Here is a 17,363-nt window from a genome sequence, read left to right as displayed (position 1 = left end):
ATGATGCATATCCAAAACAAGGTTTTTCTGGTCAGCGGCGGTGCTTCGGGCCTCGGCGCGGCTACTGCCGAGATGCTGGTCGCGGCCGGCGCCAAGGTGATGCTGGTGGACATGAACGCCGACGCGGTGGCGGCCAAGGCCAAGCAACTGGGGGATAACGCCCGCAGTGCGGTCGCCGATATCAGCCAGGAAGCCGCCGCTGAAGCCGCGGTGCAGGCCACCGTCGCCGCCTTTGGCGGGCTGCACGGCCTGGTGAACTGCGCCGGCGTGGTGCGCGGCGAAAAAATCCTCGGCAAGAACGGTCCCCACGGGCTGGCCAGCTTTGCCCAGGTGATCAACGTCAATCTGATCGGCAGTTTCAACCTACTGCGCCTGGCCGCCGCCGCCATCGCGGAAACCGAAGCGAATGCCGATGGCGAGCGCGGCGTGATCATCAACACCGCCTCAGTGGCGGCATTCGATGGGCAGATTGGCCAGGCCGCGTATTCTGCCTCCAAAGGCGCGATTGCCAGCCTGACCTTGCCTGCCGCCCGTGAGTTGGCGCGCTTCGGCATCCGCGTCATGACCATCGCCCCGGGCATCTTTGAAACGCCGATGATGGCCGGCATGACCCCTGAGGTGCGTGACTCCCTGGCGGCCGGCGTGCCATTCCCGCCACGCCTGGGCAAGCCTGCCGAGTACGCCGCCCTGGTGCGACACATCATTGAAAACAGCATGCTCAATGGCGAGGTGATCCGTCTCGACGGTGCCTTGCGCATGGCAGCCAAGTAAGGAGCACACCCCATGAGCGATCCGATTGTTATTGTCAGCGCTGTCCGCACGCCAATGGGCGGTTTCCAGGGCGACCTCAAGGGCCTGACTGCACCGCAGCTGGGTGCTGCGGCCATCCGTGCGGCGGTCGAACGCGCCGGTATTGCCAGCGACGCGGTCGATGAAGTGCTGTTCGGCTGCGTATTGCCCGCTGGGCTTGGCCAGGCACCGGCACGGCAAGCCGCGCTGGGCGCCGGCCTGGATAAATCCACGCGTTGCACCACCCTCAACAAAATGTGCGGCTCGGGCATGGAGGCGGCGATCCTGGCCCACGACTCGCTGCTGGCCGGCAGTGTCGACGTGGTGATTGCCGGTGGCATGGAGAGCATGTCCAACGCGCCGTACCTGCTGGACCGCGCGCGCAGCGGCTACCGCATGGGCCACGGCAAGGTGCTGGACCATATGTTCCTCGACGGCCTGGAAGACGCCTACGACAAAGGCCGCCTGATGGGCACCTTTGCCGAGGACTGCGCGGTACACAACGGCTTCAGCCGCGAAGCCCAGGACGCGTTTGCCATTGCCTCCCTGACTCGCGCGCAGGAAGCGATCAACCATGGCAACTTCGCCGCCGAAATCGTGCCGGTGCAGGTCACCGTGGGCAAAGAGCAAAAAACCATCCTGCATGACGAGCAGCCGCCCAAAGCCAAGATCGACAAGATCGCCAGCTTGAAACCGGCCTTTCGCGAAGGCGGAACCGTCACAGCGGCCAACTCCAGTTCGATTTCCGACGGTGCGGCGGCGTTGCTGCTGATGCGTCAGTCCGAGGCGCAAAAGCGTGGCCTCAAGCCGCTGGCGGTGATTCATGGGCACGCCGCATTTGCCGATGAGCCAGGGCTGTTCCCGGTGGCACCGGTCGGCGCGATCCGCAAGTTGATGAGCAAGACCGGCTGGAACCTGGGTGAAGTCGACCTGTTCGAGATCAACGAAGCCTTCGCCGTGGTCAGCCTGGTGACCATGAGCAAACTGGAAATTCCCCATGCCAAGGTCAACGTCCACGGCGGCGCCTGCGCCTTGGGCCATCCGATCGGCGCCTCGGGCGCACGCATCCTGGTGACCCTGCTCTCGGCCCTGCGCCAGAAAGGCCTCAAGCGAGGCGTGGCCGCCATCTGCATCGGCGGTGGTGAAGCCACGGCCATGGCCGTCGAATGCCTGTATTAAGGACTCACCCCCATGCTGCCCAATGACGAACAACTGCAAATCAGCGACGCGGCCCGGCAATTTGCCCAGGAACGCCTCAAACCCTTCGCCGCAGACTGGGACCGCGAGCACCGCTTTCCCAAGGAAGCCATCGGCGAGATGGCCGAACTGGGTTTTTTCGGCATGCTGGTGCCGGAACAGTGGGGCGGTTGCGACACCGGCTACCTGGCCTACGCCATGGCCCTCGAAGAGATCGCGGCCGGTGACGGGGCGTGCTCGACCATCATGAGCGTGCACAACTCGGTGGGCTGTGTGCCGATCCTCACGTTCGGCAACGACGACCAGAAAGAGCGCTTTCTCAAACCCCTGGCCAGCGGCGCCATGCTCGGCGCGTTTGCGTTGACCGAACCCCAGGCCGGCTCCGATGCCAGCAGCCTGAAAACTCGCGCGCGGCTGGACGGCGAGCACTACGTACTCAACGGCTGCAAGCAGTTCATCACCTCCGGGCAGAACGCCGGCATCGTCATCGTGTTTGCCGTGACCGACCCTGCGGCCGGCAAGCGCGGGATCAGCGCGTTTATCGTGCCTACCGACTCGCCGGGTTATACCGTGGCACGGGTCGAAGACAAGCTCGGCCAGCATGCGTCCGACACCTGCCAGATCCTGTTCGAGGACGTGAAGGTGCCGGTCGCCAATCGCCTGGGCGAGGAGGGTGAAGGTTACAAGATCGCCCTGGCCAACCTGGAAGGCGGACGCGTCGGTATCGCCTCGCAATCGGTGGGCATGGCCCGCGCCGCCTTTGAGGCGGCCCGCGACTATGCCCGTGAGCGCGAAAGTTTCGGCAAGGCGCTGATCGAGCACCAGGCCGTGGCCTTTCGTTTGGCGGACATGGCCACGCAAATCGCCGTGGCCCGGCAGATGGTGCACTACGCCGCCGCCCTGCGTGACAGCGGCAAGCCGGCCTTGGTGGAAGCCTCCATGGCCAAGCTGTTTGCCTCGGAAATGGCCGAGAAAGTCTGTTCGGCCGCCTTGCAAACCCTGGGCGGTTACGGTTACCTGAGTGACTTCCCGTTGGAGCGCATCTACCGCGATGTGCGGGTTTGCCAGATCTACGAAGGCACCAGCGATATTCAACGCATGGTCATCTCACGCAATCTCTAAGGAGCCGATACATGAGTTACGAAACCATCCTGCTTGACGTCCAGGGCCGTGTCGGCCTGATCACCCTCAACCGTCCGCAGGCCTTGAACGCTCTCAATGCGCAACTGGTCAGCGAACTGAACCAGGCGCTGGACGGCTTGGAGGCCGACCCGCAAATCGGCTGCATCGTGTTGACCGGTTCGAAGAAGGCCTTTGCAGCCGGTGCCGATATCAAGGAAATGGCCGAGCTGACCTACCCGCAGATCTACCTCGACGACCTGTTCAGTGACAGCGACCGCGTGGCTAACCGTCGTAAACCGATCATTGCCGCCGTCAACGGCTTTGCCCTGGGCGGCGGCTGCGAGCTGGCGTTGATGTGCGACTTCATCCTGGCCGGCGACACCGCCAAGTTCGGCCAGCCTGAAATCAACCTCGGCGTGCTGCCAGGCATGGGCGGCACCCAGCGCCTGACCCGCGCCGTGGGCAAGGCCAAGGCCATGGAGATGTGCCTGACCGGGCGCTTTATCGATGCGGTGGAAGCGGAGCGTTGCGGCATCGTGGCGCGGATCGTGCCGGCTGACGAGCTGTTGGACGAGGCGTTGAAAGTTGCCGCGCTGATCGCCAGCAAATCGGTGCCGATCAGCATGATGGTCAAGGAAAGCGTGAACCGCGCCTTTGAGGTGAGCCTGTCCGAAGGCGTGCGCTTTGAACGCCGCGTGTTCCATGCCGCGTTTGCGACCCAGGACCAGAAGGAAGGCATGGCCGCGTTCGTGGCCAAGCGCGCGCCCGACTTCAAAGACCAATAACCCGGTCTGCTATCGCTAGAGATCAAAATGTGGGAGCGGGCTTGCTCGCGAATGCGGTGAATCAGTCGATACATTGGATGACTGACACTGCGCATTCGCGAGCAAGCCCGCTCCCACATTGGGTTTTTGGTGTGTTTGTCAGAGCGGGTAGTTTTTCAGTTCCCGGGCAATCACCATCCGCTGAATCTCGCTGGTCCCTTCGTAAATCTGCGTGATTCGCGCATCCCGGTAGTAACGCTCCACCGGGTAATCCTCCAGGTACCCATACCCGCCGTGAATCTGCATGGCCGAGGAGCAGACCTTTTCGGCCATTTCCGAGGCAAACAATTTGGCCTGGGACGCTTCCGACAGGCACGGCTTGCCGGCGCTGCGCAGGCGCGCAGCATGCAGGATCAGCAGGCGTGCGGCATTGAGCCGGGTCTGCATATCGGCCAGCAGGTTGGCAATGCTCTGATGCTCAATGATCGCCTGGTTGAATTGCACACGGTCGCGGGCGTAGGCCAACGCAGCCTCGAAGGCGGCACGGGCGATCCCCAGGGCTTGGGCGGCAATGCCAATGCGACCGCCTTCCAAGTTGGACAGGGCGATGGCCAGGCCTTTGCCACGCTCGCCCAGCAGGTTGGCTTCGGGCACGGTGCACTGGTTGAGGGTGACGGCGCAGGTGTCTGACGCCCGAATGCCCATTTTGTGTTCCGTTCGGTCGACCACAAAGCCCGGCGTATCCGTTGGCACCAGGAACGCCGAGATGCCTTTCTTGCCCAGATCCGGGTCGGTGACCGCAAACACGATGGCCAGCTTGGCGCGCTTGCCGTTGCTGACAAATTGCTTGGCGCCGTTGATCACCCACTGGCCGTCGCGCAGTTCGGCGCGGGTGCGCAGGTTGTGTGCTTCGGAGCCGGCCTGGGGTTCGGTGAGGCAGAAGCAGCCAATCGCCTGGCCACTGGCGAGGTCAGCCAGCCAGGTCTGTTTCTGCTCGGTGGTGCCGTAGTTGAGGATCGGCCCGCAACCCACTGAATTATGGATACTCATCAGGGCACCCGTAGCACCATCGCCGGCTGAAATTTCTTCCACCGCCAGGGCATACGCCACGTAGTCGACATAGGTGCCGCCCCATTCCTCGGGGACCACCATGCCCAGCAGGCCCAGCTCGCCCATCTTGGCAACCAGGCCATCGTCGATCCAGCCGGCTTTTTCCCAGGCTTGGGCGTGGGGGGCAATTTCGCCACGGGCAAAGTCGCGCGCCATGTCGCGGATCATCACTTGTTCTTCTGTGTATTCAATGTCTTGCATGGCTTATTGAACCTTTTGCGCGAAGTCGTGAAAGAAGCTCTCGACGTGGGTGGCGTCCAGCCCATGCAGCGTGGGCGGGTTCCAACGCGGGGTTTTGTCCTTGTCGATGATCAGGGCGCGAACGCCTTCGATCAGATCACCGCGCTCGAACCACTGGCGATCCAGGTGCAATTCCAGCGCAAAGCATTGCTCCAACGGCAGGCGGCGGCCACGGCGGAGCATTTCCAGGGTCACGGCCATGGCCAACGGGGAACGGGTTTGCATCAGGTCGGCAGTGGCCAGCGCCCATTCGTGGCTGTCGGCAACGGTGACGGCACGCAGTTGCTCGACGATGCTCGGCACGTCCGGCAACGCGAAGAAGTGATCGATGACGGGGCGCAGGGCGGCGAGGGGCGCGTCCGGCAGTTGTTGCACGGCGAGCTTGGCGAGTACGCCTTGCAAGTCCTTGAGGGGAGAGTCGTGCCACTGCAGGCGGTCGAGTTTCTGGTCAAGCTCGGCGAGTTTGGTGCTGTCGAGAAACCAATCGGCCAACCCGCAATACAGGGCGTCTGCGGCACGAATCTGCACGCCGGTCACGCCGAGGTAAATGCCCAGTTCACCCGGGATACGCGACAGGAAATAGCTGCCGCCGACGTCAGGGAAGTAACCGATGGCGACTTCCGGCATCGCCAGGCGGCTGCGTTCCGTCACCACCCGCAGGTCGGCACCTTGCACCAGGCCCATGCCGCCGCCGAGGACAAAGCCATCCATCAGGGCCAGCACGGGTTTGCGGTAATGATGGATAGCCAGGTCGAGGGCGTACTCCTCGACGAAGAAGTCTTGGTGCAGGGTGTCGCCATCTTTGAAACTGTCGTACAGGGAGCGGATGTCACCCCCGGCACAGAAAGCTTTTTCGCCGGCACCGCGCAGGACCACGGCGTACACCTGCGGGTCATCGGCCCAGGCCTGCAGCTGCCGCGTCAGGCTGCGCACCATGTCCAGGGTAATGGCGTTCAAGCCCGCCGGGCGGTTGAGGGTGAGGTGGCCGATATGGTTGCGAACGTCGGCCAGTACCTCGTCTTGAAGAATGTCGGCGCGGCTTGCTTCGGATGAAACCTGAGCAGTCATCTCTAACTCCCTGCTTTTATTGTTCTTTATCAAGATGTTCGTAGGCGAACTCTCTCGCGATCGTACCAGTGCAAATTTGCCCAGTACAACCGTGAATCATGCAGGTCGTTTTTGCATATTTGCAGGGGAACTCAAGCGGCCCGATGGGCCAGCACTTCACCGATGCTGCGCCGCCGCGCATGACCTTCGGCCGCGTGGATCAACTGCTCAAGCTCGGTGGGTTCGATGTCGTAGAACTGCTCCATTTCAGCCAGCGCCAGCTTCAGATCAACCGCCGTGATCGTGGGGTCGGTGGCGGGCGCCGGGGTGCCTAACACAACGGCGGGCGATTCAGCGGCGCCCTTGGGATAGCGAGTGCGGGTGGCATTGTTGTAGGCCAGCGCGCACACCAGCAAGGCCGCGGCACCGAGCATGACCGCTGGCAGTTCGTACCAGCCAAGGCTGGCCGAAGCCGGGTCGGCCAACACCAGGGTCATGGCCAGCCCGCCTGCGGGTGGGTGCAGGCAACGCAGCCAGCACATCAGCACCACCGTCATGCCCGCCGCCAGGCAGGCGCTGCCCAAGGTGCGCCCCAGCACCCGTGCCACCAGCAGCGCGACAACGGCGGCACACAAGTAGCTGCCGATGATCGACCACGGCTGCGCGAGGGCGCCGGACGACACCGCGAACAGCAGCACTGCCGAAGCCCCGAGAGGCCCGAGCAGGTGCATCGCCACCTCCATGCCAAACACGTGGGCGCAGGCCCAGACACTGAGCATCGTGCCCAGGGCCATGCCGATGGCGGCGCGGCTCCATTCGGCAGGGCGCGTATTGATTGCAGCGGGGATCAGGCGAGCGAGCATTGAAGAGGGTCCATAAACAGCGGGCGAAAAAAAAGGCTTGCCTGGTTTCCCGGAAAAGCCCTTTGAAAGTTCCAACATTTGGGGGAGGAACTTGTGCAGTGTGCCGACCCTGCGAGCAGGGCGCCAATGCATATTAATGAGGGTTCAATGCAATAATAATGCAGTTAAAGGGCCGCACCAAACGGAATCAGGCGTACGCTGTGCAAGGTTGGAATGTTTACCTTGCCCAGTACCCGTCTATCCGTTTCTTCGTTGAACAGGTGTTTTTGCAGGTTTTCCCTGAGTTCTGGGTCATCCGCCAACGGCCCCTTCAACGCCACCAGAGCATCGCGCAAGCCCATCAGGCGATCCAGCGAAGGCACCGGCAGGGTCACTCGTTCATCTCCCACAGTCTTCTCCTCTCAGTCAAAAACCATCACGGCAGAGATGGCCTACAGCGTCCTTGTTGTTATGCGGGTGCGCTAAAACAGGCCCATCGAGAAGCTCTCTTATGGCCGGGTGGTAGATAGTTAAGGCACCTGGCGAAAGAGTCTACAGCCGGGTTTTGGGTGCCGGAAGAGGCGGGTCCCCAGCCATTACGCATAGGGCTGTAGGATGATTCTTGGCGATAAGAATGCAAAACGCCCACTCCGTGAAGAGTGGGCGCTGTTTCTCACAGAGCCACAAGAAACGCCTCTATGGCGGAGTGGTTTTAGCCAAGTGCAGCAACACATAAGGGTTCTTGTCGAACTCCCCGGTGAGTGTCGGCGTGATGGAGCGAAAGCGCGGATCTTGCAACCCCTCGTAATCCTCCTGGCTCATCACCAGCCAGGCCGGGCCTTGCACCGGTGCGAGCTCGGCAGGCAACTGGGTGAACAGCGGCACCCGGTCGCAGTCGAGGTTGACCATCAGCTTGATGGCCTTGGCATCTTTACCCAGGGCATGCAACACCACCGGCGCCGGCTGGCTGTTGATCTGCGCCTTGACCGCCAGGCTGAAGGTGCGCGTGTCATAGAGGCTGCGCTCAAGGGGCTCGACCACCACGATATAGGTCGCCCAGATTGCCAGTACCGCCGCCAACGCCGGGCCTGCCGGGCGCAGCCGAGCCTTGAACAACGCCAGCAATGCGAGCACTTGCAGTACGCCAAGCACGGCCAGGATCGGTGTCAGGCTACCCAGCTGCTCTGCGTAACGGCGACGCGCAACCAGCAGGCCGATGGCCAACAGCGCGGGCAACAACGTCCAGATACCCAGCATCAGGTTGCGCAACCCGGCAAACAGCCGCCCCTGAGTGACCTGGAACGGGTACGCCGCAATGATCGCCGCCATGGGCAGCATTGGCAGTATGTAGCGGGCTTTCTTCGCTTGGGGAACCGACAGGCCGAGCATCACCAGCAAACCTGCCGCTGCGCAGTACAACACCAGCTGCAGCGCCGGGTCGGGTGCCCGTCGCCCACTTGCCGCCACCGCCAGCAGCACCAGCAGCGCCACCGGGTAGGCCAGGGCGTAGTTGCCGATCGAGCTGGTGAAGTAATACAACACACCGCTGGAGCCTTCGGTGCCGTCCATGCGCCCCAGAAACTGCATGCGAATCACATCCCGCATGAAGTCTTCACCGCCGCTCATCTTGGCCAGCAGCAACAGCAGGCCGACACAGGCCGCCAGCAGAGCCAGGGCCAGCAGGCCGAAGCTGAACAACTGGCGCCATTGGCGGTTGATCAAGTAATAGCTGCACAGCACGCCGGTGGGAATCACCAGGCCGATGGGCCCACGGATCGCAAAGCCGACGATTAGCAGCAGGAACAGCCAGTGCAGGCGTTTGCCCGCGCCAAAATGGTCATGGGCGTAACCCAGGTAGAACACCGTCAACGCCACGGCCGCGAGCATCTGGTCGAGGGACACCGCACGGGTTTCGCTGATGAAGGTGCTGCTGAGCAGCAACATCGCCACGCTCAGCAGGCCCCAACGCGGGGAGTAGGGCGCCGTGAGGCGGTACACCAGCACCACAATCAGCGCCGAAGCGATGGCCGTGGGCAACCAGGCCGTAAAGCTGGTGACCTGCCCCAGGGGCAGGGAGAACAGCCATGTCAGCAGGGTCGAGGTGGCCAGGTAGTCGGCGTAGGGTTGTCCGTAGGTGGTCGGGAAAAAACTGGGCCCATGGCGCAGCATTTCCTGGGCGAACACCACAAAGCGTGAGTCGAACCCGATGATTGCCTGGTGCCAGTTACCGGCAATGAACAGCAGCAGCGCCAAGAGCCCGAGCCCCAGCGACTGGTGGCGGACCGTGGCAGTGAGCCGGGGCGGATGAGCTTTGTTCACGTATCAGGCTTCCTGAACCTGCGGCACCCACTGTTGCTGGGGGATTGGCAATTCACAGGAGTCACCACGCCCAATCGGGAAGTACTTGAAGCCTTTGCGCGACAGGCGCTCGCCGTCGTACAGGTTGCGGCCGTCGAAGATCACCGGGGTTTTCAGGCGCTGGTGGATCAGGTCGAAGTCCGGGGCCTTGAACTGCTGCCATTCGGTGCAGACGATCAACGCGTCGGCGCCGCTCAGTGCCGATTCCGGGGTGCCCAGCAGCGTCAGGCGCGATTCGTCGCCGTAGATGCGCTGGGTTTCCTGCATGGCTTCAGGGTCGAAGGCACGTACATTGGCGCCGGCAGCCCACAGGGCTTCCATCAGCACGCGGCTGGGCGCATCGCGCATGTCATCGGTGTTGGGCTTGAACGCCAGGCCCCACAGGGCGAAGGTCTTGCCCTTCAACTCGCCTTTGAAATAGGCATTGATGCGTTCGAACAGCTTGCTCTTCTGGCGCTGGTTGATGGCTTCGACGGCTTCCAGCAAGTCGCTGGAGCAGTTGGCCTCTTTGGCGCTGTGGATCAGGGCGCGCATATCCTTAGGGAAACACGAGCCGCCGTAGCCACAGCCCGGGTAAATAAAGTGGTAGCCGATGCGCGAGTCGGCACCGATGCCCAGGCGCACGGCTTCGATGTCGGCGCCCAGGTGCTCGGCCAGTTCAGCGATCTGGTTGATAAAGCTGATCTTGGTGGCCAGCATGCAGTTAGCAGCGTACTTGGTCAGTTCGGCGCTGCGCAGGTCCATGAAGATGATGCGGTCGTGGTTGCGGTTGAACGGCGCGTACAGGTCGCGCATCACCTCGCGCACCTCTTCACGCTCACAACCGATGATGATGCGGTCCGGACGGCGGCAGTCGGCAACAGCCGAGCCTTCCTTGAGGAATTCCGGGTTGGAGACGATATCGAAGTCCAGGTGACGACCGGCCACGCGCAGGTTCTTCTCAATGTGCGCGCGCAGGGTGTCGCCGGTGCCCACGGGTACGGTGGACTTTTCTACCAGGATCACCGGTTCCACGCGGTGGCGGGACACCGCGTCGCCGACCGACAGCACGTACTTCAAGTCGGCCGAGCCGTCTTCGTCGGAGGGTGTACCCACGGCGATGAACAGCACTTCACCGTGTTCCACGGCGAGTTTTTCGTCGTGGGTGAAATGCAGGCGCCCGCTTTCCAGGTTTTCCTTCACCATTGCAGCCAGCCCCGGCTCGAAGATGGTCACATGGCCTTTTTGCAGCGATTCGACCTTGTTCTTGTCAACGTCCATGCAGATGACATCGTGACCGACTTCGGCCAATACGGTGGCCTGCACCAGACCGACGTAACCACTACCAAATACACTGATTTTCATGGGGCATTCCTGGGACTTGTGGTGCTAGCACGACGAGAGTTAATAACCAGTACACCGAGGATGACCAACGCCACCCCCAGGGTTTTTGAAAGCGAGAAATGTTCGTTGAACACCGGCAGGCTGGCGGCCAGCAGGTACACCAGCGCGTAGCTGATGCTGAGCAACGAATACGCACGGCCAAGGGGCAGGTCCTTGAGCGCGCCGAGCCAGCAGAGCATGGACAGCGCATAGGCGATGATCGCCAGGATCACCACGCCAAGGGCACCAAGGTCGATGGCATTGGTGCTGAAGGCCGTCAACCATTCGGTCGGCAGGGGCAGGCGTGTCATGCTCCAGCGCATGCCCAACTGGGCGGCGCTGACCAGGCCGACGCTGCCCAGGGCCAGGGCAAAACCACGAACCCGGCTCATACCTGACGCCCCAGCAACACGACCCCGGCGATTACCAGGGCCACACCCAGCCAGTGGCGGCCATCGATGTGTTCGTGGAACACAAAGCGTGCCATCAGCGTGACCAGCACAAAGTTCAGGCTGAGCATGGGGTAGGCAATGCCCACTTCCAGGCGCTGCAATACCAGTAACCACACCAGCAGGCCCAGGCCCAGGCAGATCAGTGCCGACCACAGCCACGGCGAGCGCAGTTTCAGCGCCCAGCCGTCGGGCTGATCACGCCAGCTTTCTACGGCAAATTTTTGCGAAACCTGACCCATGCAGGTGAGCAGGCAGGCGCCCAATAGCAGCAACAGTGTGATCATGGTGCGACCTGAGGGAAGATCAGGATCACGATGTTGCCTTGCTCGTAACGCTTGCCATCCTGAGGCAGCAAGTTCACCTCAGCGACTTCATCGTCACCCTTGACGCGCATCACCACGCCGACCGGGCCTTGTTTGCGCGCCTCGCTCATCCATTGCTGGACCTGGCTGATGTCCACCTTGCGATGGGCCGTGTCTGCGAAAGCAAGACCGTATTTCACTTCGCCGACGGTGTTGTAGAGGGTCACGTCCGGACGGTGCAGGCGCCATGCCAAGGCCGATGCGGCACCCAGGTCATTGCTCAGCAGTGCGGTGGTTGGTTGCAGTTCCTGCAGGTGATCAATGATGAATGGGTCCGGGGTCTTGTTGTACACCACCGAATGGGGCAGTGCGGCCGGCACCAGGGCCACCAGCAGCCAGCTGCCGATGGCGGGTGCCGCCCAGAGTTTCAAGGGGCGCGCGGCGTGCAGCAGGTTGACCAGGATCCAGCCGAACAAGAAGGTAAACACCAGCACCAGGCTGAGGGTTTCCTGACCGTGCTCGTACACCGGCTTCTTCATTTGGAACCAACTGAGAGCCAGCATCGCCACCAAACCAATCACCAGGTTCAACCAGCCGTTGATACACAGCACGCGGCCACGGTTCTGGGCCAGCTTGTCGGCCAGGGTCGAACCCATCAACAACGCCAGGGGCAACAGGCACGGCATGATGTAGGAGGGCAGCTTGCCCTTGGCCAGGCTGAAGAACGCCAGGGGCATCAACAGCCACAGCAGCAGGAAGGCGGTTTTTGGCAGGCGCTTGTCGTGCCAGGCCTGTTTGACCGTGGACGGCAGCAGCGCCACCCAGGGCAGCGAGAACGCCACCAGCAGCGGCAGGTAGTACCAGAACGGCTCGGCATGCTGGGCGTCTTCACCGGCAAAGCGTTGGATATGCTCGTGCCAGAAGAAGAAGTTCCAGTAGTCCGGCTCCTGCAGGTGCACGGCCAGCGCCCACGGCAGGCTCACGACAATCGCCACGACCACCGCCACCAGGCCGTAGCCGAGCAGTTCACGGAAACGCTTCTGCCAGATGGCGTAGGGCAGGGCGATGAGCACCGGTAGCAACCAGGCCAGGAAACCCTTGGTCATGAAGCCCATGCCACAGGCAAAACCCAGCAAGGCCCAGGCGCCCAGGCGGCCACGGCGGGTGGTGTTGTCGAAGCAGAACCACAAGGCGACGCCGGTCAGGTTGACCCAGAAGGTGAACTGCGGGTCGAGGTTCGCATAGCCGCCCAGCAGGGCCACACTGGCGAAACTCATGTAGAGCACGGTGCTGACCAGGCTCTTGCGCGGGTCATTCCACAGCCGGCGCGACACCAGGTACACCAGCAGGATGCTCAGGCCGGTGCTCAAGGCGGAGGCAAAGCGCACGCCGAACAGGTTCTGCCCGAAGATCGCCTGGCCCAGCGCGATCATCCAGTAGCCGGCTGCGGGTTTTTCAAAGTAGCGGATGCCCATGAAGTGCGGCGAGGCCCACTTGCCGGTCAACAGCATTTCCTGGCTGATCTGCGCGTAGCGGGTTTCATCCGGGATCCACAGGCCATGGGTGGCCAGCGGCAACAGGTAAAACACGCCAAACGCCAACAGGAGCAGGGGCAATGCCAGGCGCCGGATCATGCTTGTTGCACTCCGAGCCAACCCTCGCGCCCAGGCAGGGCGCCACGCACCAGCTGTTGCTGGGGCAGGGTGGTCACATCGGCGGGCAACAGCTCGCCCAGCGGTTTGAAATCGATGCCGCGCTGCCCTGCCTGGGCAAGCAACTGGCGAAAATCGTTAGCCATCAGAATCCCTTCTACTTCAGCGTGAATCGTGTAGACGTTCAGCTTGGACTCGGCAAAGCGGTCCAGAATGAAGCCGTTGAAGTCTTTGGCAGCCACGACCGGCCCGACGACTTCGTCGAAGGTCGGCAGGTCTACCGGAATTTGTGGGGTGCCCGCGCTGCCATCGGCCAAGGTTGGACGAAACAGGCTGGTGCCCCGGCAATCACTGTTGTAGCGAAAGTTGAAACCTTGCTTGGCTTGCACCACGCGTTCATCGGCACGCCAGCCGGCCGCCGCTGAACAATCGATACGCTCGCCGAGAATGTCGCTGAGGGTGTCGACGCCACGGCGGATCTGTTCGATCAGCTGTGCCTCGCTCCAGCGCCCGGTGTTGGCTTGCCAGCCGTGGTGGTCCCACGCGTGCAGGCCCACTTCATGCCCGGCAGCCTTGACCTGGCGCATCAAGTGCCCCAGGTCGCGGCCAATCGGCTTGCCTGGCCAGGCGGTGCCGGCCAGCAAGATGTCCAGGCCATACAGACCGACGGCGTTGGAGCGCAGCATCTTCCACAGGAACTGCGGGCGGATGAGGCGCCACAAGTGGCGCCCCATGTTGTCCGGCCCAACGCTGAAGAAGAATGTTGCCTTGACCCCGGCTTCATCCAGGGATTCAAGCAACCGTGGCACACCTTCACGGGTGCCACGGTAGGTGTCGACGTCGATGCGAAGGCCTGCCTGCATTACTTCTTGTCCGCGATTTCGAGCATGGCTTCTTTCAGGAAGAAGTCCAGGGTGTTACCGATGGTCTCGCTCATCTCGACGGTCGGCTCCCAGTTCAGCAGGCGCTTGGCGTTTTCGATGCTTGGCTTGCGGTGTGCCACGTCCTGGTAACCAGTGCCGTAGAACGCCTTGCTTTCCACGTCGCGGAAACCGGCGAACGGAGGGAAGTTGCTACGCAGCGGGTGCGCCTCGAACTGACGCAGCAGTTCTTCGCCCAGCTGACGAATGCTGGCTTCGTTTTCCGGGTTGCCGATGTTGACGATCTGGCCGTCGCACACGCCGTTTTCGTTATCAATGATGCGTGCCAGGGCTTCGATACCGTCGGCGATGTCAGTGAAGCAACGTTTTTGCTCGCCGCCGTCGAACAGACGGATCGGAGTACCTTCCACCAGGTTCAGGATCAACTGGGTAATTGCACGGGAGCTGCCGATACGCGCCGAATCCAGGCGGTCCAGTCGCGGGCCCATCCAGTTGAACGGACGGAACAGGGTGAATTTCAGGCCTTTGTCGCCGTAGGCCCAGATCACGCGGTCCAGCAGTTGCTTGGAGACCGAGTAGATCCAGCGCTGCTTGTTGACCGGGCCGACCACCAGGTTGGAGGTGTCTTCGTCAAAGTACTGGTCCTGGCACATGCCATACACTTCGGAGGTCGACGGGAAGATCACGCGCTTGTTGTACTTCACGCAGTAGCGAACCAGCTTCAGGTTCTCTTCGAAGTCGAGCTCGAACACGCGCAGCGGGTTACGGGTGTATTCGATTGGGGTAGCGATGGCCACCAGTGGCAGTACCACGTCGCACTTCTTGATGTGGTACTCGATCCACTCGGTGTGGATGCTGATGTCGCCTTCCACGTAGTGGAAGTTCGGGTGGCTGCGCAGGCGCTCGATGGCGTCGGAACCGATGTCCAGGCCGTAGATTTCATAGCGGTCGTCACGCAGCAGGCGCTCGGACAGGTGGTTACCGATAAAGCCGTTCACACCCAGGATCAGTACGCGGGTACGGCGTGGCTTGCGACCGGACTCAGCACCGCGCAGCACGGAACCGTCTACCAGGCCCAGGGCATCGGCCAGGGCAGGGCCGGCCAGGAACAGGCCGTCGGCGTTGCGTTGGCCGAACTTGACCACCAGGGAGTCTTCGCCGCAGGCAATGCGCAGCGGGTTGACGCTGATCACACGGCCTGGCGCCAGGCCTTCGTTGCCCTTGACCACGTCGGCTTGCCACACGATCAGCTTGTGCTCGCCCACGGCGCAGAAGGCGCCCGGGTACGGTTGAGTCACGGCGCGAACCAGGTTGAACAGTTCTTCAGCCGGCTTTTTCCAGTCCAGTTTGCCATCAGCCGCGGTGCGGCGGCCGAAGTAGCTGGCCTGGCTTTCGTCCTGGGCGGTTTCGCTCAGTTTGCCGGCAACCAATTGTGGCAGGGCATCGCGCAGCAGGTTGGCGGCGGCGTCACGCAGCTTGGCGTGCAGGGTCAGGCCGGTGTCGGTGCGGTCGATGATGACTTTTTGCTGGGCCAGGATCGCGCCGGCATCGGCGCGCTTGACCATGCGGTGCAGGGTCACGCCGGTTTCGGTCTCGCCATTGACCAGCACCCAGTTGGCCGGGGCGCGGCCACGGTATTTCGGCAGCAGAGAACCGTGCAGGTTGAACGCGCCTTTCTTGGCGGTGGCCAGCAGCGCTTCGCTCAGCAGGTTGCGGTAGTAGAAGGAGAAGATGAAATCCGGGTTCAGCTTGGCGATGCGCTCGATCCACAGCGGGTGGTTGGCGTCTTCCGGTGCATGCACCGGGATGCCGTTGCGGGCGCAGAGTTGGGCGACGGAGCCGTAGAAGTTGTTTTCCTTGGGGTCGTCGGCATGGGTGAACACGGCAGCAATGTCGTAGCCGGCAGTCAGCAGGGCTTCAATGCCTGCACAGCCAATATCGTGGTAAGCGAAGACAACGGCTTTTGAATTCATGACGAAACCTGATCGGAAGGAGAAGTAGAAGTGGAGGTATGGGAAGACACCAGGCCGTCAACGACGACCACGGGGGCCGGTGCTGCCGGTGTGTTGCGCAGCACTTTTTCGATAAAGAAGCGCGGGCGGGCCCGCACGTCGCTGTACATGCGGCCCAGGTATTCACCCAAGAGGCCCATGCCGATGAACTGGCCACCGGTGAACACGAACAGCACCGCAAACAATACGAACATGCCGTCGCCGGCCCATTGCGCGCCGAAGGCCAGGCGCAACACGATCAGGGCAATGGCGAACAGTACGCCGAGGGCCGCCAGGCTGAAGCCGACCACGGAGAGCAAACGCAATGGCGTGGTGGTCATGCAGGTCAGCAGGTCGAACATCAGGCTGATGAGGCGCATCGGGCTGTATTTGGACTCGCCGTGCTCGCGCTCGGCGTGGTGCACCAGGATTTCCGTGGTGTGGCGGGCAAAGCCGTTGGCCAGGATTGGGATAAAGGTGCTGCGCTCGCGGCAGGCGAGCATGGCGTCGACGATGGTGCGGCGGTAGGCGCGCAGCATACAGCCGTAGTCGGTCATGGCCACGCCAGTGGAGCGTTGCACGGCCAGGTTGATCAGGCGCGAAGGCCAGCGGCGGAAGGCCGAGTCCTGGCGGTTGTTGCGCACGGTGGCAACCACGTCGTAGCCCAGGGCGGCTTGCTCGACCAGGCGGGGGATTTCTTCGGGCGGGTTCTGCAGGTCGGCGTCGAGGGTGATCACCACCTCGCCACGGCACTGCTCGAAGCCGGCCATGATCGCCGCGTGCTGGCCGTAGTTGCGGTTGAGGATCACCGCCACCACGTTGCTGCCGTCTTCTGCGGCAGCGTCTTCCAGCAGTTGGGCCGAATTGTCGCGACTACCATCATCGACCAGGATGATTTCGTATTCGTAGGCCAGTTGCTTGCAGGCTGCCGTCGTGCGACGCAGCAATTCAGGCAGGCTCTCTTGTTCGTTGTAGACCGGGATAACGATCGACACGCAATGAATAGGGTAGGGTTTCAAAGATTCATGACCTCGGGGCTAGAGCAGGTTGGAGCGTGAAAACGGCAGTAACCAGTGGCTGAAACTCAGTGAACTGATTAAACATGGCGTGGGGTTGCGGCATTCATTCGACGTTCCTGAGGACGGGCATTGGTTTCTTCCATGGGCTAGCTGAGTAAAGACGAAAGTTGTGAAAGGTAAAGCGTAATCAACAGGTTAGTCGTAGAACACGCGGCTTGTTCTCAAGTCCTGGGGC

16 protein-coding genes are annotated in these 17,363 nt (G+C 62.2%); 4 read left to right on the top strand and 12 right to left on the bottom strand.

Annotated elements, in window-relative coordinates; translation table 11 throughout:
- Positions 1 to 3: 3 nt before the first annotated feature.
- From M2394_RS01685 to M2394_RS01670, 4 genes are read left to right on the top strand one after another with little or no spacing between them, the layout of a single operon-like run.
- Positions 4 to 771, top strand: coding sequence for an SDR family NAD(P)-dependent oxidoreductase (locus M2394_RS01685; RefSeq protein WP_259171401.1), 768 nt, complete (start codon positions 4 to 6; stop codon positions 769 to 771).
- A gap of 12 nt (positions 772 to 783) precedes the next feature.
- Entirely contained in the window at positions 784 to 1,968 is a 1,185-nt protein-coding gene (locus M2394_RS01680; protein WP_178926046.1) for an acetyl-CoA C-acyltransferase, read from the top strand.
- A gap of 12 nt (positions 1,969 to 1,980) precedes the next feature.
- Entirely contained in the window at positions 1,981 to 3,108 is a 1,128-nt protein-coding gene (locus tag M2394_RS01675; protein WP_259171400.1) for an acyl-CoA dehydrogenase, read from the top strand.
- An 11-nt stretch (positions 3,109 to 3,119) separates the two neighbouring features.
- Complete coding sequence (locus M2394_RS01670) at positions 3,120 to 3,893, top strand: enoyl-CoA hydratase (RefSeq protein WP_259171399.1); 774 nt, start codon at positions 3,120 to 3,122, stop codon at positions 3,891 to 3,893.
- A 138-nt stretch (positions 3,894 to 4,031) separates the two neighbouring features.
- On the opposite strand, the gene M2394_RS01665 is transcribed toward M2394_RS01670, so the two are convergent.
- The 12 genes from M2394_RS01665 to arnC all read right to left on the bottom strand — a co-directional run bounded on the left by M2394_RS01665 (position 4,032) and on the right by arnC (position 17,128).
- On the bottom strand, positions 4,032 to 5,183 hold the full coding sequence (locus M2394_RS01665) for an acyl-CoA dehydrogenase family protein (protein WP_178920177.1): 1,152 nt from the start codon (positions 5,181 to 5,183) through the stop codon (positions 4,032 to 4,034).
- Positions 5,184 to 5,186: 3 nt separating this feature from the next.
- Complete coding sequence (locus M2394_RS01660) at positions 5,187 to 6,290, bottom strand: enoyl-CoA hydratase/isomerase family protein (protein WP_259171398.1); 1,104 nt, start codon at positions 6,288 to 6,290, stop codon at positions 5,187 to 5,189.
- A 131-nt stretch (positions 6,291 to 6,421) separates the two neighbouring features.
- A complete protein-coding gene (locus M2394_RS01655; protein WP_178920175.1) occupies positions 6,422 to 7,132 on the bottom strand; it encodes an HPP family protein in 711 nt (236 codons plus the stop codon).
- A 164-nt stretch (positions 7,133 to 7,296) separates the two neighbouring features.
- Positions 7,297 to 7,500, bottom strand: a complete 204-nt coding sequence (locus M2394_RS01650) for a type VI secretion system contractile sheath small subunit (RefSeq protein WP_256732835.1) — start codon at positions 7,498 to 7,500, stop codon at positions 7,297 to 7,299.
- Positions 7,501 to 7,807: 307 nt separating this feature from the next.
- Positions 7,808 to 9,430 (bottom strand): glycosyltransferase family 39 protein, encoded by a 1,623-nt coding sequence (locus tag M2394_RS01645; protein ID WP_259171397.1) that lies wholly within the window; start codon positions 9,428 to 9,430, stop codon positions 7,808 to 7,810.
- Between the two features lie 3 nt (positions 9,431 to 9,433).
- Positions 9,434 to 10,813 carry a UDP-glucose/GDP-mannose dehydrogenase family protein gene (locus M2394_RS01640; RefSeq protein ID WP_178920173.1) on the bottom strand — a complete coding sequence of 460 codons (1,380 nt, stop codon included), beginning with the start codon at positions 10,811 to 10,813 and terminating at the stop codon, positions 9,434 to 9,436.
- Positions 10,810 to 11,223, bottom strand: a complete 414-nt coding sequence (arnF, locus tag M2394_RS01635) for a 4-amino-4-deoxy-L-arabinose-phosphoundecaprenol flippase subunit ArnF (RefSeq protein WP_178920172.1) — start codon at positions 11,221 to 11,223, stop codon at positions 10,810 to 10,812. Before arnF ends, M2394_RS01640 begins: the two co-directional genes overlap by 4 nt.
- A complete protein-coding gene (gene arnE, locus M2394_RS01630) occupies positions 11,220 to 11,567 on the bottom strand; it encodes a 4-amino-4-deoxy-L-arabinose-phosphoundecaprenol flippase subunit ArnE (RefSeq protein WP_178920171.1) in 348 nt (115 codons plus the stop codon). Before arnE ends, arnF begins: the two co-directional genes overlap by 4 nt.
- The gene (gene arnT / locus M2394_RS01625; RefSeq protein WP_178920170.1) at positions 11,564 to 13,219 is read right to left on the bottom strand and encodes a lipid IV(A) 4-amino-4-deoxy-L-arabinosyltransferase; all 1,656 of its coding nucleotides are present in this window, start codon (positions 13,217 to 13,219) and stop codon (positions 11,564 to 11,566) included. The genes arnE and arnT overlap by 4 nt, the downstream gene beginning before the upstream one ends.
- A complete protein-coding gene (arnD, locus tag M2394_RS01620; RefSeq protein ID WP_259171396.1) occupies positions 13,216 to 14,100 on the bottom strand; it encodes a 4-deoxy-4-formamido-L-arabinose-phosphoundecaprenol deformylase in 885 nt (294 codons plus the stop codon). Before arnD ends, arnT begins: the two co-directional genes overlap by 4 nt.
- A complete protein-coding gene (arnA, locus tag M2394_RS01615; RefSeq protein WP_178920168.1) occupies positions 14,100 to 16,091 on the bottom strand; it encodes a bifunctional UDP-4-amino-4-deoxy-L-arabinose formyltransferase/UDP-glucuronic acid oxidase ArnA in 1,992 nt (663 codons plus the stop codon). The genes arnD and arnA overlap by 1 nt, the downstream gene beginning before the upstream one ends.
- A complete protein-coding gene (arnC, locus tag M2394_RS01610) occupies positions 16,088 to 17,128 on the bottom strand; it encodes an undecaprenyl-phosphate 4-deoxy-4-formamido-L-arabinose transferase (protein WP_176996095.1) in 1,041 nt (346 codons plus the stop codon). Before arnC ends, arnA begins: the two co-directional genes overlap by 4 nt.
- Between the last annotated feature and the right edge of the window lie 235 nt (positions 17,129 to 17,363).

It is taken from the genome of Pseudomonas sp. BIGb0164, from assembly GCF_024810135.1.
Classification (GTDB): Bacteria; Pseudomonadota; Gammaproteobacteria; order Pseudomonadales; family Pseudomonadaceae; genus Aquipseudomonas.
The sequence above is the reverse complement of the archived record's forward strand: the minus strand, read 5'-3'. Positions and strand labels throughout refer to the sequence as shown.

Coding starts and splice junctions, on each gene's coding strand:
- M2394_RS01655 (WP_178920175.1), bottom strand. CDS start 7,132: ATGCTCGCTCGCCTGATCCCCGCTGCAATCAATACGCGCCCTGCCGAA.
- M2394_RS01660 (WP_259171398.1), bottom strand. CDS start 6,290: ATGACTGCTCAGGTTTCATCCGAAGCAAGCCGCGCCGACATTCTTCAA.
- arnF (WP_178920172.1), bottom strand. CDS start 11,223: ATGAGCCGGGTTCGTGGTTTTGCCCTGGCCCTGGGCAGCGTCGGCCTG.
- M2394_RS01680 (WP_178926046.1), top strand. CDS start 784: ATGAGCGATCCGATTGTTATTGTCAGCGCTGTCCGCACGCCAATGGGC.
- arnD (WP_259171396.1), bottom strand. CDS start 14,100: ATGCAGGCAGGCCTTCGCATCGACGTCGACACCTACCGTGGCACCCGT.
- arnE (WP_178920171.1), bottom strand. CDS start 11,567: ATGATCACACTGTTGCTGCTATTGGGCGCCTGCCTGCTCACCTGCATG.
- M2394_RS01685 (WP_259171401.1), top strand. CDS start 4: ATGCATATCCAAAACAAGGTTTTTCTGGTCAGCGGCGGTGCTTCGGGC.
- M2394_RS01675 (WP_259171400.1), top strand. CDS start 1,981: ATGCTGCCCAATGACGAACAACTGCAAATCAGCGACGCGGCCCGGCAA.
- M2394_RS01665 (WP_178920177.1), bottom strand. CDS start 5,183: ATGCAAGACATTGAATACACAGAAGAACAAGTGATGATCCGCGACATG.
- arnT (WP_178920170.1), bottom strand. CDS start 13,219: ATGATCCGGCGCCTGGCATTGCCCCTGCTCCTGTTGGCGTTTGGCGTG.
- M2394_RS01670 (WP_259171399.1), top strand. CDS start 3,120: ATGAGTTACGAAACCATCCTGCTTGACGTCCAGGGCCGTGTCGGCCTG.
- arnA (WP_178920168.1), bottom strand. CDS start 16,091: ATGAATTCAAAAGCCGTTGTCTTCGCTTACCACGATATTGGCTGTGCA.
- M2394_RS01640 (WP_178920173.1), bottom strand. CDS start 10,813: ATGAAAATCAGTGTATTTGGTAGTGGTTACGTCGGTCTGGTGCAGGCC.